The organism is Actinoplanes sp. NPDC023714, assembly GCF_040639855.1.
GTDB lineage: Bacteria > Actinomycetota > Actinomycetes > Mycobacteriales > Micromonosporaceae > Actinoplanes.
The window spans coordinates 128,751-143,852 of sequence record NZ_JBFAAR010000011.1; the positions used below are offsets into that span (position 1 = coordinate 128,751).

Below are 15,102 nucleotides of genomic sequence, written 5' to 3' on the forward strand. Positions count from 1 at the left end.
TCGCGCACCCATTCGTCGAAGCGCTTCGACAACGCGGCCGACAGCAACCAGCAACAGCCGACAACCAGAACCCGAGCCGCCAGCAACAGCCGACGCACCAGCAGCCAGCAACATCCGCCACGAAGCCGAGCGACAGGCGTCCAGCCCCCCGAAGGAACGCGTTGTGACCGATTCCCCCGCCTCTCACGCCGTTTCTCGCGATCTCGACCCACACCGCGAGGCCACCTTCCGCGACCCCCATCGCAAGGTCGCCGCCCGCGTCTCCGACCTCCTCGACCGGCTCACCCTGGACGAGAAGATCGCCCTGCTCAACCAGCACCAGGCCGGCATCCCCCGGCTCGGTGTGGCTCCGTTCCGCACCGGCACCGAGGCCCTGCACGGCGTCGCCTGGCTGGGCACCGCGACCGCTTTCCCGCAGGCGATCGGCCTGGCCAGCAGCTGGAACCCGGAGCTGCTGCGCCGTGTCGGCGAGGCGGTCGGCACCGAGATCCGCGCCATGCACCACCGGGATCCGGAGAACGTCGGCCTCAACGTCTGGGCGCCGGTCGTGAACCTGCTCCGCGATCCGCGCTGGGGCCGCAACGAGGAGGGGTACGCCGAGGACCCGTGGCTGACCGGGGTGCTGAGCACGGCGTACTCCCGGGGCCTCCGCGGCGATCATCCACTGTGGCTGCGTACCGCGCCGACGCTGAAGCACTTCCTCGGCTACAACAACGAGACGGACCGCTGCCTCACCTCGAGCGACCTGCCGCCGCGGGTGTTGCACGAGTACGAGCTGCCCGCCTTCCGCCCGGCCCTCGCGGACGGCGCCGCGGTGGCCGTGATGGCGTCGTACAACCTGGTGAACGGCCGTCCCGCCCACCTCAGCCCGCTGATCGACGACGTTCTGCGGTCGTGGTCGCCGGAGGACGTGCTGGTGGTCGGCGACGCCTGGGCGGTGCACAATCTGGCCGGCGACCAGCACCTGTTCGACGACCACGTCGAGGGGTTCGCGGCGGCCCTGCGCGCCGGGATCGACTGCGTCACCGAGGATCTGGCCGCCACGATCGCGAACTTCACGGCGGCGTACGAGCGCGGCCTGATCACCGAGTCGCATGTGGACGCGGCGGTCCGGCACATCCTAGCGGTCCGGGTGCGGCTCGGTGAGTTCAACCCGGGCGACGATCCCTACCGGCACATCGACGCCTCGGCGATCGACAGCCCCGAGCACCGCGGGCTCGCCCTGGAGGCCGCCCGGGCGTCGGCCGTGCTGCTCACCAACGACGGGATCCTGCCGCTCGACCCGGCGTCGGCCGGCCGGGTCGCGGTGATCGGCCCGCTGGCGGACCGGGTCTTCGACGACTGGTACAGCGGCACTCCCCCGTACCGCACCACCCTGCGCGACGCCGTGGCCGGCCTGGTGGGCGAGGATGCCGTGACGTTCGCGCCGGGTCTGGACCGCGTGGCCCTGCGCTGCGCGTCCGGCCTGCTCTGGGCGTCACCTTCCGCTCCTTTGGAGGTACGGGCGGAGCAGGGCATCCCGGACGAGGCGCTCTTCGACGTGTGGGACTGGGGCGAGGAGACGATCTCGCTGTGCTCGGTGGCGACCGGCCTCTTCGCGGGCGCCGACGGCCTGGGCCCGGGGGCACACCGGCTCGTGACCGACCGGCCCGGCCCGGACGGCTGGGAGGTGCGCGAGACGTTCCGGCTGGTCACCGTCCCCGACGGCGTCCTCCTGCGGCACGTGCAGAGCGACCGTTTCCTCAGCGTCGGCGAGGACGGCGTGGTCCGGACCGCGGCCGCCGGCCCCGAGGACGCCGCCGTCTTCACCGTCGATCTGCTGGTCGACGGTGTCGCCGCGGCCGCCGAGGTGGCCGCTTCCGCGGACGTGGTGCTGCTCGCCGTGGGCAATCACCCGCTGGTCGCCGGCCGCGAGACAGCGGACCGGCGCGACCTCGATCTGCCGGGCACCCAGGACGACCTGATGCGGGCCGTCGCGGCCGTCAACCCGCGAACCGTCATGGTCGTGAGCAGCAGTTATCCGTACGCATTGGGGTGGGCTTCGGAGAATCTCCCCGCCGTGCTGTGGTCGTCGCACGGCGGGCAGGAGCACGGCCGCGCCCTCGCCGATGTCCTTTTCGGACTCGTCGAGCCGGCCGGTCGCCTCACCCAGACCTGGTACGCCGGCGACGCCGACCTGCCGGACCTGCTCGACTACGACATCATCGCGAGCGACGCCACCTACCTGTACTTCCGCGGCACCCCGCTGTTCCCGTTCGGGCACGGGCTCGGCTACACCGAGTTCCGCTACGACGACCTGCGGCTCGACACCGCCGCCGTCGACCCGGCCGGCGTCGTGACCGTCACGGTCGGTGTCACCAACGTCGGTGACCGGGCCGGGGACGAGGTGGTGCAGCTCTACACCCGTCAGCAGCGTTCCCGGGTGAAGCAGCCCCTGCGCCGGCTGCGCGGCTACCACCGGGTGCACCTCGCCCCGGGTGAGAGCACCGCCGTGACGTTCACCCTGCACGCCGCCGACCTGGCGTTCTGGGACGTCACCCGCTCCCGCTGGGTGGTCGAGGACGCGACGCACACGATCGCGGCGGGCCGGTCCAGCACCGACTGGCGCCGGACCGCGACGTTGCGCGTGCACGGTGAGCGCGTCCCGCCCCGCAATCCCCGGGCCGGTCTCGTCCTCGCGGGCAACGACGGCTGCCACGGGGCTTCCCTCGTACCCATGCCCGATGGTCCTGGCGAGGCCCTGCGCAGCACCGCACCCGATGCGTGGGCGGCCTTCGACGACGTGGATCTCTCCCGGCCGCCGTCCCGGATCCGCGCGACAGTGGCAGGTTCCGGAGATCAAGACCAAACCATCACGGTACGTCTGGACGATCCGCTCGCCGGTCCGATCCTCGCGACGTTGCCGGTCCCGGCCGCCGCCGGCCTGGACCCGCTGACCGAGGTCTCCGCGGCGATCCCCGCCTTCCCCGGCCGGCACGCCGTGTTCGTCACCTTCAGCCACGCCCAGATCACGGCCGCCACCCTCAGTTTCGACTAACCATCACCCACCCCCTCACCCCCGCCCAGCCCACCCTCTCGCCCGCCGCCTCGCCCACCCTCTCGCCCGCCGCCTCGCCCACCCTCTCGCCCGCCGCCTCGCCCACCACCTCGCCCACCGCCTCGCTTCGATCTTGTTGATCTGTGCAGGACCGGGCCGCCCGGAATCAACAAGATCGCAGCGAGAACAAGCCAAGCGACACGAAACCCGCCGCCCCACAGCCGATCTTGTTAACCCCCACAGGAACGGCGCCTCGGAAATCAACAAGATCGCAGTGGGCACACACCGAGCGACACGAAGCGGGCCGGCCAGCAGCCGATCTTGTTGATCTGCGCAGAGACGGGCCGCCCGGAATCAACAAGATCGGCAGAGGGAACGCGCCGAGCGAGACGGAGCGGGGCGGCCCACAGCCGATCTTGTTGATCTGCACAGGAACGGGCCGGGCGGAATCAACAAGATCGGGCAGTGGGAACAGGCTGAGCGAGACGGAGCGCGCCGCCCCACAGCCGATCTTGTTGAACTGCACAGGAACGGGCCGGGCGGAATCAACAAGATCGGCAGAGGGCAGTGGGGATGGGTCAGGGGATCGGGGTTCCGGTTACCGCGGTTCCGGTTCGGGTCAGCTGGTAGGTGACCGTCTCGCCGCTCCAGAAGTGGAATACGAGCGTGACCGGCGTGGCCTCGCTGACCTCGGCGAAGAAGTCGGGGGTCAGCCGGATCGTGCCGGAGGAGTAGTCGGGAGCGAACGCGCGGTCGAACTCCTTGTAGGGCGTCCAGCTGTGCGGGCCCGCGTTGGCGCCGTCCGGGTAGGTCGCCGTCATGGTGGCCAGCCGGTCGCCGTTGAAGGCGGCCGGGATCGCGAAGGTGGCGGTGTCGCCGGCGGCCGCGGTCAGGGCGGGGCGGTCGTGGGCGACGACGTCGAGGCGCCACGGGACACCTCGCGAGAAGCGCAGTTGCAGCGAGGCGGTCACCCCGTACCCATGGCTTTGGATCAGTCGCGTGAGCAACCCGGCAGTGAGGGTGAGCTGATCGCCGGAGATCTGGAAGTCGGGGCCGCGGCGCAGGGTGCTCTTGCCGAGGCGGATCTGGGTGAAGCCGGTGCCGTTCAGGTTGAGTTTGATGGTCTGCGCGGTGACCGGCGCCGAGCGGCGCACGAAGAGGAGGTCGCTCGCGGCCGTGCCGGATCGGGTCTGCCAGCTCGACCGGATCTGGCCGAAAAGTTCAAGATCTTTCCAAGAGCCTTGGGTACGGTCATAGTGCTGCCCGTTGTCCCAGAGCATCGTTGCTACGCCGCGAACCCGCGCCTGGTGACCGAAGAGCTCGAAGAACTTCAGCTTCTCGCCCTGCTCGATCGTGCCGGTGTGCCGGTCGAAGCCGAGCAGGCCGTACTCCCCGATGATCACCGGCACGCCGCGGGCGACGAACGTCGTGTGGATGCGGGCGAACATGTCGAGCAGGTCCTGCTGGGCGGTCGCGTCGAAGCGGTAGCCGCCGGCCACGTTGACGCTGAACGGCCAGTAGCCGTAGTAGTGCACCGTGGCGATCAGGTTCGGGTCGTTCAGCGCCGCGAACTCGGCCGCGAGATTGTCGAGATGCACCTGGTCGGCGGAGGTGTGCAGGGTCGGCAGCACCAGCAGCCGGGTCGCGTTGCCGCCGCCCGAGCCGCGCACGATCCGGTGGAAGGACGTGTTCAGTTCGGCGAGCTGGGCCGCCGGGTCGCCGCCGCTGAACTGCGGCTCGTTGACGCTCTCCAGCACGAGCCGGGGTGAGGCGTCGCGGAAGGCGGCGGCCGCCTGCGTCCAGATGGCGTTGAAGCGGGCCAGCACGGCGTCGTGGTCGCCGGCCATCCCGTTGATCCACTGCCAGGAGTCGTGGTGGATGTTGACCATGACGTAGAAGCCGTCGTCGAGCGCCCAGCCGACGACCTCCTTGACCCGGGCGAGGTACGCCGGATCGATCGTGTGGTCCGGGCCGGGACCCTGGTGCTGTCCCCAGGTGACCGGGATGCGGATGCTCTTGAAGCCCTGCGCCCGGATGCCGTCGAGCAGTTCCGGCGTGACCCGCGGGTTACCCCACGACGTCTCGTCGTCGCCCGTCGCGTCGAACGTGTTGCCGAGATTCCAGCCGGGCTGCATGGCGGCGACCGCCTGGACCGGCGTACGAGGGGCGGCGGCCGGCTTTCGATCCGCCGGCGCGGGGGAAGCCCGGCCGGGGCCGGGCACGGTGAACATGGAGCCGGCGATCAGGGCGACCGCGAGGGCGAGACCTGGTAGACGCGACATGACGCTCCTGCCGAGGACGGGGCGCGCGGGAGCGCTCCCACAACTGATCTCGGCAGACTATGTTTGGACATTAAACTATGTCAATGAGGCGGGCCACCGGAGGGCGAGCGGGGGATGCACATCTCGCCGCAGTGGCCCGCACCGGCCGACCCGAACCCGCCGTCAAGGGGCGAGCGCATCGTGCCCATAACGCGGAGGCTAGTACTCCGTGCATTCCACAAAAAGGCTGATCCACGGAATACATAACCGATTCCAGAAGCCTCGACGGGAATGGACAGTGATGGCTCGGACGAGTCGACCTCTGCAACTACCTGCAACTTCGCAAGTTGCATGATCGGTAAGCCAAAGGCATCACTCCAAACTGGATTGGCACATGATTTTGGTGAACACGCATTGTCGTGGCCCTATTGCACTTCGTACTCTGTGGTCACCTGTTATCGATCGACTTGAGTACGAGAGCGGGGCCGCTCGGCACGGGCCCGCGAGGGAGCAGCCATGCTTGTCAAAGTCATCGACCAGATCACCGACGACATGCACGAGACCGCGTGGGAACTGTACGAAGGCGCTTTCAAAGAGGTTCGCGCCCTCGCCGTGCAGCGCCACCTGATGTACCGGGCGGAGTTCGACCAGGTGATGATGGATCCCCGAGTCGACAAGTACCTCTGCCTCGATGACGGCGGCAAACTGTGCGGCCTGTCCACGTACACGAATGATCTGTTCGCGATGCCGTTGATCGCCCCCGAGTACTTCGAACGTCGCTGGCCCGACCTCTACGAACAGAAGAAGATCTGGTACTGCGGATTCGTAGCGGTCGCCGAAGACGCCCGTTCGACCCGGTCCTTCGCGGAATTGGTGGAAGCCATGTACCGCACGGCGACGGATCGGAACGGCATCATCGCACTCGACTTCTGTCGTTTCAACGACGACAGCCGCAACATGTCGAAGGTGATCCAGCTGATGTTGCGCCGGCTCTCCAGTGGCACGCTGCAAGCCTCGTGCATGGACCAGCAGTCGTTCTGGATCTACGAGTTCCCAACGGCTGCATAGGTTCGATCAAGCCATAGGCGTCCTCCACATGCACCAGATGGGGGGCCCGTCGGGAAGCTCGATCACGGACCGGACCTGGTATCCGTGCCGAAGGTAGAGGTCGCGATTACGCGGGTCGTTGGCCTCGAGATAGGCCGGGAGCCCGGCCCGGTCCAGCCGGGCGTGGTGCCGGTCGAGCAGCGCGCTGCCGATGCCCCGGCCCTGCTGGCCGGGGCGTACGGCCATGAACGCCAGATAGTGGTGCGGCTCGAGCGGGTGGTGCTCGTCGAGTGCCGCGTCGAGTTGCTGGCAGCGGTCGAACGCCGTGTCCGAGGCCTCCTTGAGCCGGCGCTCGTAATCGACCGGCGGCGGGATCATCGCGGTGAGCGGGAACCAGAGCGCGACCCCGTTCATCCGGCCGTCGTCCGCGTCGGCCGTGCTGTAGACCTCGCCGTACTGCAGCGCGTACTCCACGAAGATCTCGAAGTACCGGGGTGTGTTGCGCCGGCGGGCCACCGTGTCGGGTTGCATCCAGCGGGCGACCGGGCCGTCCCACATCGCGTCGGCCACAAGATTGGTGATCTCCTCGGTGTCGAAGGGCGACACGTGACGGATCACTAGTTCCTGGATGGCGTACGTCATGGATCTTCCCTACTTGATCGACGGCAATTGGTCGCGCATCTCGTGCGGGTGCTGCGCGTTTGTCTGCGAGTGCGAGTGCGGGCGGGCCATCGCGGCGTAGTCGACGACGTTCCGGCCGTCCGCTCCCCGGCCGATGCCGGCGTAGACGTCGGGTCGCGTCCGCTTCACGATGAGCGCCCAGCAGAACCCGATGGCCGCGCAGACCAGGTATCCCACCGTGAAGACCCAGTGGAAGACCGAGTCGCTGCCGACCTGCAGCAGATCGCCGAAGCCGATCACGGTGGCCAGCAGGATGATGCTGAGCAGGAAGAACGCTGTGATCGGCGCGATCCGGCCGCGCCAGATGTTCTCGCCCCGGGAGTGCTGGACGAAGAACGCGATCACCGCTGCCGAGGCGGCCCACATCAGGATCAGCACGCCCAGGCCGCCCACGACGGTCAGCCAGGCGAACAGGTGCACCAGCGGATCGATCTTGAGGATCCCGTACGTCAGCAGCACGCCGAGCGCCAGGATGCTCTGGGTCACCGAGCCGACCACCGGCGCCCCGGTGCGCGGATGCGCGGAGCCCCAGCGCGCCGGCAGCACCCGCTCGCGTCCGAGGGCGAACTGGTACCGCGAGACGGCCGCGTGGAAGGCCAGCAGCGCCGCGAAGATCGACGTCATGAAGAGCAGGTAGCCGATGGTGATGAGGGTGTCCGGTACGTGCGGCGCGACCAGGGTGAACACCAGGTCGGTCTGCTCGGCCCGGGCCGCCGCGACGATCTGCCCCGGCCCGGCCGCCACCGACATGGCCCACGCCGAGAGGGCGCAGAGGATGCCGGCGAGGATCACGCAGAGGTGGGTGGCCCGGGCGATCGTCCGCTTCGGGTCCTTCGCCTCCTCGGAGAGCACGACCGTCGCCTCGAAGCCGGTGAAGCCGCCGATGGCGAGCACCATCATGGCCACCACCTCGGGGGTGAGCAGCTGTTGCGGCGCGAGCGCGGCGAAGCTGACCGAGCCCTCGGCCGGGTTGCCCGCCATCACCAGGTCGTAGATCACCACGACCGCGATCTCGGCGATCAGCAGGATGCCCAGCACCTTGCCGCTCAGGTCGACCCAGAGCATGCCGAGCACGGCGATCAGCGCCCAGGCCACCAGGGCACAGGCCAGCCAGGACGCCTGGAGCCCGATCGCCTCGAGAATGCCCGAGGCGACCACGCCGAACAGGCCGAAGAGACCGATCTGCATGAGCGAATAGGCGCCGAGGGCCACGAACGCCGCCGCGACACCGAGCTCCCGGCCCAGGCCGTGGCTGATGTACGCGTAGAAGGCGCCGGAGTTGACGATGTGCCGGCTCATCGCGACGAACCCGACCGTGAAGATCGAGAGGATACCCGCCACCACGAGGTAGACCAGTGGGACCGCCGTGTTGCCGACCACCGCGTAGATCGTCGAGATGGCCCCGATGATCACGGTGAGCGGCGCGGCGCCGGCGACCCCGAAGAAGACCACCGAGGAGACGCCGAGCCGGTTGCTCGCCAGCGCCTGGCTGACGATGTCCGGGCCGGTCCCGGAGCTGCGCTGGAGGTCCATCAGCATGGTGCCGGCCCACTGATCGACGTTGTTGCGGCGGCGCTGATGGCGTCCGGCCGGGCTCACCGTCGTCCCACCGCGAGAGCGGTGCCCACCGACTGCTCGGTGCACTCGACGATCTCCCGGAGATCGTTGGGCAGCGAGGCGATCATGCTGGGCAGGGCATGGTAGATGTGCGGGTACATCTCGAATCCGTACATGACGTGGCGGGTCAGGCCGGTCGCGACGACCAGGCCGACCAGCATCCGGTCGGAGAGGTTGAGATCCATGCCGCGGACCAGGATGTTCGCGATCCGGGTGGAGGCCCAGGCCGCGGCGTTGCGCTGGCGGGCCGTGTTCGGCATGTAGAGCGTCTGGGTGCTGCCCAGCATGCGGCGGCGGGTGACCATCTCGACGGCGCCGACGCGCATGAGGCGCTCGGCGACCCGCAGAGCGGCGTCCTGGGAGAGGAATGCGAGCCAGGTACGCACATCGGTGTGCTGTGACTGGGCGCTGAGCAGGTCCAGGACATCGTGGGAGAGGGCGTCCCGAGGCGGGTGCCGATCGACGATGAACAGCTCGCCGTCGGCCACACCGATACGACCCTCGAGAACCAATTCGGAGAGGAGAGCGGCGGCCAATCCCAGGCCGGTCGCGCGGGGATGGAGTCTGGACCGACCCGTTCGGTCCTCGTGTGCGATCAGGTAGTACTGGTCAGCCAACACTTGCGCCACGCCCCTTAGACGCCAGTTCCAATGATCATTTCTCTATGTGTAGGAAAGAAGACAGAACTCGATGTCCGCAGCATCATGTACCCAACATCAAGGTCAATACAAGAAGTACTAGACTTCTTATTAAGGCCCCCAAGTGCCACACTCCAGATTGGATCATGAATAGATTGCGATCATGGGATTGATCTTGATTGGGTCGTAATATCGAACTCACAGGACCGTAGGGAGTCCAGGTGTCCGATATCGAGGGTCCGACGCTGCGACGCCGCCGACTGGGCGCGGAGCTCAAGAGATGCCGGGAAGCAGCCGGCCTGACGCAACAGGACGTGTCCCGGCACTTCGAGTGGCATGCCGCCAAGGTCACCCGGATCGAGACGGCACGCGTCGCGGTCACCCCGCGCGACGTGCGCGATCTGCTGACCCTCTACAACATCCGTGACCAGGGCTATCGCGAGGCGCTGGTGGAGCTGGCCCGGCTGTCCCGCGAGCGCACGTGGTGGACCGACTACCGCGACATCATGCGGCCCGGCAACTTCGTCGGCCTGGAGGCGGCCGCCTCATCGATGCGCGTCTGGGAGCCGATCATCGTGCCCGGCCTGCTGCAGACCGAGGCATACATGCGAGCACTGATCAAGACCGGTCGCTCCTCCGACACACCGCAACAGATAGACAGGCGTGTCGCGCTTCGCCTGACCCGGCAGAGCCGGCTCGGCGGCGAGCGGCCGCTCGAGTTGTCCGCCCTGATGGACGAGTCCGTGCTCCGCCGCGTCATCGGCGGCGAGGACGTCATGGCTGAACAACTGAAACATTTGATCGATACCGCTAGATTACCGAACGTAACCCTGCAGATCTTGCCGTTCGACTCCGGGGAACACCCGTTCCTGGGGGGCTCAGCAGTGCTTTTGGAGTTCCGCGAGACCACCCATTTGGATGTTGTCTACCTCGAAGGTATTGCGGGAGACTATTACGAAGAGCAACCAGATGAGGTTGCCCGGTACCGACAGGAGTTCGAGCGAATGAGCGCAAGGGCGCTCGATCATCGGACTACGATAAAGATGATCGAGAGTCTGCTCGTCGCGTAGCACTCCCGAAGAATCCTCATATCGAAGGGAGGTGCTCGAGAATGTTCGCGCACCAACTCGACGGTGCCGTCTGGAAGAAGGGCAGTCGCTCTAACGGCAGCGGCGGCAGCAACTGCGTCGAGGTGGCAATCCTCGACAAGGGAATCGCCGTCCGTGACAGCAAGGACCAGGCGGGCCCGGCTCTCATGTTCACGAAAGCGGAGTGGACCGCATTCGTGGACTCCGCCAAGGACGGCGAATTCGATATCTCCGCGTGAGAGCCTACCGATAGGCGTGCAGCGATGGAAGCCTTTCGAAAGTGATCGACTTCCGCGATGTGCGACTTGAGGAATGCCACGGCGTCTCCCCGTGAGGCGCCGTGGCATCGCACTTCATGATGAAAATCGGTCACCGTGGCCCCTCCGCAGCCGTGGAACGGTGCCGGCTCCCTGCTGTCCGGATCAGGCGAAGACGGGGCGGAAGGCCTCCTGGGCCGCGGTGGCGCCGGTCGGGATCAGGTGGTTCAGGCTGGCTGCCCGGGCCTCGGCGATCGCCGCCTCGCGGATCAGGCTGTCGCGGTTGCGGCGGGCACTGGCCGCGTCCTGCCAGGCCGCGCGCTCGGCCTCGGCGGCCCGCTCGTGCACCCGGGCCAGGTAGTCCGCGCTGACCTGCTGGACGACCCGCTCCTGGTCGGCCGGGTGCAGTCTCGCGTCCCAGCCGTTGCGGCCGCTCAGGGCGTCGGCGAGGGCCTCCGTGGGCAGCTCGCCGCGAGCGACCGCATCCTGGACGGCACGGTGCAGGAACCGCTCACGGTAGGCGTACTCGGCTGGGGTCTTCGCCGTGTAAGGCGTGCCGAAGGCCGCCGTCGCCCGGCTCCTGGCGCGACGCGCGTCCGCGGCCTGCCAGCTGCGCCAGGCCGCGTCCACCCGCTCGCAGGCGCCCTCCCAGCTCCCCTGCCAGCGCTGCGCCGCCCACCCCGCCTGATCGGCCGCCACCTGGATCTCCTCGGCGTAGCGGGCCGCCTGGAGCGCCTCCTCGAGCCGCCGGCGCAGCTCCTCGTCGCGGCGCTCGGCCCGGCGGCGCAGGAAGCCCACCGTGTCGATCAGGGCGCGTCCCGGGTTCCGCACGTTGTGCGGGCTGGCCAGCACCACGAGGGCAGGCAGGGTGAGCAGCATGAGGGCCGCCCAGATCGCCATCGGGGCCGGCTCGGTCAGCAGCATCTCGGCGAGGATGTTCATGTGAAAGGTCGTCCGCTCTCGTGGGTTCCGAGTCTCTCCAGGGCATGCGTGGACCCCCGGGCAGCAGACGTGCTGTCCGAAAAGGGTCAGGCGAGAGCGGTGGGCGGAGCCCGGGAGTCGGCGGCGCCGGCAACGGCCTGATCGCGCAGGACGCGCGCAGACATGGTGGCTGAGCTGGGGAAAGCCGCTGCGGCGGCGGGAATTTCAGGGGTACGGGCGGACGCGTCAGATGCGTCGGCGGAGGCCGTGTGAACCGCCACGGCGGAGGCGGAGATGCTGTTCGCGCTCGGGCCGGAAGGGTGCGAACCGGTAGAGATCGGTCCCGCGAAGAAGGCCAGAACGAGCGCCAGCAGAACAGGCAACGACCGGAGCGCGGAGCTGCGGTGTGTCGTGGCCATGGACTGAACGTACCTATTTGGTGCTATAAGTCCGATTGTGACGCGCGGAGCTGTCACCCGATCCGACTACGCGATCCGGATAGATCTCGCGGTACCCGGACAGGATCTCTCAGCTCCTCCGCACGCACGCCGATCGAGCGGTCATGCACATCCGTGCCGCGGTCAAGGACCCGGTCCTGCTGGCGCTCGTGGCGCTCGGCCTGCTGCTGGCGCCGTGGTTCCTGATCGGGCCGGGCGGCACCACCACCTCCTGGGTGGTGCAGGCGACGCTCGACGTGTCGAACGTCTGGTTCGCGTGGCGGCTGGCCCGGCACCCGGAGATGCCGGCGCCGGGACGCCGGTTCTGGCAGGTGGTGCTGCTCGCCTGCGCCTCCTGCGCGGTCGGCGACACCTACCAGTGTCTGCTGGTACTCACGGATCCCGGGACCACCCGGATCAGCCTCGTGCAGACCGCCTTCGTGGTGATCGGCATGGGAACCGTGGTGGTGGCGACCCTCCGGCACCCGCTCGGCGGCGTCGGGCGGCAGCGGCTGCGCCTCTGGTTCGACGCGGCCACCGTGCTCACCGGCGTCGCGGTCTTCCTCTGGTACTGCCTCCTCGCCCGGGAGCTCGGCGGCCGGCAGGACGCCGACCGCTGGGCCGCCTCGGCCACCGCCGTCGTGATGCTGCTGATCGCGTTCGGCGTGCTGAAGCTGATCCTGAGCGGGACGGCGCCGTTCACCCGGTTCGCCGGGACCGCGGCGGCGCTCGGCGTGGCCGGGACAGCCCTGGCCGCCCCGATCACCAACGGGCTGGTCGGCGAGCCGCATCCGGGGCTCATGATCGTGGTTCAGCTCGCCCCGTGCGTGCTCACCGCGGCCGCGATCCGGCTCCAGCAGCTCCAGGTCGGCCTGCTCGCCCGCCGGACGACCGGCGAACTCGCGCGGCGGTCCAGCCGGATGCCGTACCTCGCGGTGGTCGCGACCCAGATCCTCTTGCTCTGGTCGTTGCGGGGCGGCGAGATGGACAGCCGGGTCTGGGGCGTCGCCGTCGGCGTCGTTCTGATCACGGCCCTCGTGCTGGGCCGGCAGCAGGTGGCGTTCCGGGACAACGAGCGGCTGGTCGGCGAACTGCAGACGCTGCACGACGAGCTGCGCCGGCAGGCCAGCCATGACGCGCTCACCGGCCTGCCCAACCGGGTGCTGCTGCACCGGCGGATGCAGGACACGCCCGCCGCGTCGGTGAGCCTGCTGGTGATCGACCTGGACGGCTTCAAGCAGGTCAACGACGAGCACGGGCACCACTCCGGCGACCTGGTGCTGCAGGCCGTCGCGGAGCGGCTCACCGGCCTGCTCGGCGCCGGCGAGGTGGCCGCGCGGCTGGGCGGCGACGAGTTCGCGGTGCTGCTGCCCGGGGTCGGCCGGGACGAGGCGGAGAAGCTGGCCGCCCGGCTCGCGGACGTGATCGCCGAGCCCATGATGGTCGGCGGCCACTGGATGGCCGTGGGCGCCAGCGTCGGCGTCGCGACCGGCGCCCCGGGCGAGGGCGACGGGCTGATGCGCGAGGCGGACGCGCTGATGTACCGGCGGAAGAAGGCCGGAAAGGCCGATGGGACCGCCCTCGCGGACGATCCCATCGGTATGGCTACGTCAGATCACCAGCGACGGTAGTCGTCCTGGGTCTGCGCGTTGAACTGCCAGGTGCGCTCGCGCTCGGCACGGTCGATCCGGCGGTCGCTGACCTCCAGGACGTCCAGGCCCTTCTGGATGTCGTTGGAGTAGATGAATCCGTTGTACCAGTACGCGGACCACGAGCCGCCGGTGATGGCACGCTCGGTGCTGAGCGGGCCGCGCTCCCAGTACGCGATCTCCTTGGGCTTCTTCGAGTTGGTGAAGTCCCAGATCGAGATGCCGCCCTGGTACCAGGCCTGGACCATGATGTCCTTGCCCTTGACCGGGATCAGCGAGCCGTTGTGGGCCACGCAGTTCTCGGTGGCGGCGTTCTCCCGCGGAATCTTGAAGTAGCTCTGGAACTCCAGCGTGAGCTTCTTGCCCTTGCGCTTGATGTCGTAGATCGCGTCGGCGCCGCGGTTCGGGCCGATCACCGGGTTGCAGGTGGCCTGGCCGCCGCCGCCCAGCTCGTCGGTGAAGACGACCTTGGTGCCGGCGTTGTTGAACGTGGCCGAGTGCCAGAACGCGAAGTTCTCGGTGTCCCGCACCGTGGTGATCACCTTGGGGTTCACCGGGTTCGAGATGTCGAACAGCGCGCCGTCACCCATGCAGGCACCGGCCGCGATGTCCTTCTGCGGGTACGCCGTGATGTCGTGGCAGCCGCTCGTCGCGGTGCCCGTCTCGCTGCCCGGGAAGCCGCCGTCCGGGAAGAGGACCGGCGTGGCGACCACGGCCGAGGCCGCCGGGTTCTTCAGCGGCACCTTGACGATCGAGATCTTGTCGTGCGGCCACGCGCAGTTCGGCAGGCTCACGCCGGACAGGTTGTAGGACGACACGTACAGGTAGACCGACTTGTCGCGGCCCTTGCCCGGGACGATCGTGTGGGTGTGCGAGCCACAGTCGGTCTTCACCGAGGCGATGTACTGCGGGCTGCGCGGGTCCTTGATGCTGAAGACCTTGATGCCCTCCCAGCGCGGCGTCTCGGCCGGCGCGCTGCCGGGCACCGACGTGCTGGCGCAGGAGTCGTCGGACCGCTGCGAGTCGGTCGAGAGGAAGAGCAGGTCTCCCCAGACCGTGATGTCGTTCTGCGAGCCGGGGCAGACCACCACGGCGGCGACCTGCGGGCTGCGCGGGTTCTTGATGTCGTAGACGGTGAAACCGTTGTAGTTGCCGCCGTACGCGTATTTACCCTGGAACGCCCAGTCCGAGTTGAGGGCGTTCTCGGCCGCGAAGGGGGCGGCCTTCGGGATGTTGGCGATCTGCTTGAGGTTGGAACTGCTGCGGATCTCGTCGACCGCCGGGATGTCGGCGGGAGCGGCCTGAGCGGGCGCCGCGACCAGGAAGCTGAGCAGGACTGCCGCAGCGCCGATACTGGACAGGCGCTTGAACCGCCCTTGTGGGGCAGGGTGCTTCATGGAGCTCCTTCCGGTGACGGAGCCACCGGCGACACACCGCGAGTCGTGTCGCGAGCACCCCCGGTGACAGCG

General features: G+C 68.6%; 11 protein-coding genes. 5 read left to right on the plus strand and 6 right to left on the minus strand.

Annotated features, from left to right (window positions below):
- Positions 1–163: 163 nt before the first annotated feature.
- Complete coding sequence (locus AB0G10_RS35865) at positions 164–3,037, plus strand: glycoside hydrolase family 3 C-terminal domain-containing protein (RefSeq protein WP_360932283.1); 2,874 nt, start codon at positions 164–166, stop codon at positions 3,035–3,037.
- 578 nt (positions 3,038–3,615) lie between these two features.
- On the opposite strand, the gene AB0G10_RS35870 is transcribed toward AB0G10_RS35865, so the two are convergent.
- The gene (locus tag AB0G10_RS35870) at positions 3,616–5,319 is read right to left on the minus strand and encodes a cellulase family glycosylhydrolase (protein ID WP_360932286.1); all 1,704 of its coding nucleotides are present in this window, start codon (positions 5,317–5,319) and stop codon (positions 3,616–3,618) included.
- Between the two features lie 495 nt (positions 5,320–5,814).
- On the opposite strand from AB0G10_RS35870, the gene AB0G10_RS35875 reads away from it, so the two are divergent.
- Positions 5,815–6,366 (plus strand): hypothetical protein, encoded by a 552-nt coding sequence (locus AB0G10_RS35875; RefSeq protein ID WP_360932289.1) that lies wholly within the window; start codon positions 5,815–5,817, stop codon positions 6,364–6,366.
- A 6-nt stretch (positions 6,367–6,372) separates the two neighbouring features.
- On the opposite strand, the gene AB0G10_RS35880 is transcribed toward AB0G10_RS35875, so the two are convergent.
- Genes AB0G10_RS35880 through AB0G10_RS35890 form a run of 3 tightly spaced genes read right to left on the minus strand, consistent with a single transcriptional unit; the run spans position 6,373 to position 9,272 of the window.
- Positions 6,373–6,987 carry a GNAT family N-acetyltransferase gene (locus AB0G10_RS35880; protein ID WP_360932292.1) on the minus strand — a complete coding sequence of 205 codons (615 nt, stop codon included), beginning with the start codon at positions 6,985–6,987 and terminating at the stop codon, positions 6,373–6,375.
- Positions 6,988–6,996: 9 nt separating this feature from the next.
- Positions 6,997–8,625 (minus strand): APC family permease, encoded by a 1,629-nt coding sequence (locus AB0G10_RS35885; RefSeq protein ID WP_360932295.1) that lies wholly within the window; start codon positions 8,623–8,625, stop codon positions 6,997–6,999.
- Positions 8,622–9,272, minus strand: coding sequence for a GPP34 family phosphoprotein (locus AB0G10_RS35890; protein WP_127546666.1), 651 nt, complete (start codon positions 9,270–9,272; stop codon positions 8,622–8,624). The genes AB0G10_RS35885 and AB0G10_RS35890 overlap by 4 nt, the downstream gene beginning before the upstream one ends.
- 230 nt (positions 9,273–9,502) lie before the next feature.
- On the opposite strand from AB0G10_RS35890, the gene AB0G10_RS35895 reads away from it, so the two are divergent.
- Positions 9,503–10,351: a helix-turn-helix transcriptional regulator gene (locus AB0G10_RS35895; protein ID WP_360932298.1), complete on the plus strand. Its 849-nt coding sequence runs from the start codon at positions 9,503–9,505 to the stop codon at positions 10,349–10,351.
- A 41-nt stretch (positions 10,352–10,392) separates the two neighbouring features.
- Entirely contained in the window at positions 10,393–10,608 is a 216-nt protein-coding gene (locus AB0G10_RS35900; protein ID WP_360932301.1) for a DUF397 domain-containing protein, read from the plus strand.
- 183 nt (positions 10,609–10,791) lie between these two features.
- Here AB0G10_RS35900 and AB0G10_RS35905 read toward each other — a convergent pair whose 3' ends face one another.
- On the minus strand, positions 10,792–11,568 hold the full coding sequence (locus tag AB0G10_RS35905) for a hypothetical protein (RefSeq protein ID WP_360932304.1): 777 nt from the start codon (positions 11,566–11,568) through the stop codon (positions 10,792–10,794).
- A 541-nt stretch (positions 11,569–12,109) separates the two neighbouring features.
- Here AB0G10_RS35905 and AB0G10_RS35910 point away from each other — a divergent pair.
- Positions 12,110–13,615: a GGDEF domain-containing protein gene (locus AB0G10_RS35910; protein WP_360932307.1), complete on the plus strand. Its 1,506-nt coding sequence runs from the start codon at positions 12,110–12,112 to the stop codon at positions 13,613–13,615.
- Here the strand turns inward: AB0G10_RS35910 and AB0G10_RS35915 are convergent.
- Positions 13,600–15,030 (minus strand): hypothetical protein, encoded by a 1,431-nt coding sequence (locus tag AB0G10_RS35915; protein WP_360932310.1) that lies wholly within the window; start codon positions 15,028–15,030, stop codon positions 13,600–13,602. The two genes, AB0G10_RS35910 and AB0G10_RS35915, sit on opposite strands and share 16 nt — an antisense overlap.
- Between the last annotated feature and the right edge of the window lie 72 nt (positions 15,031–15,102).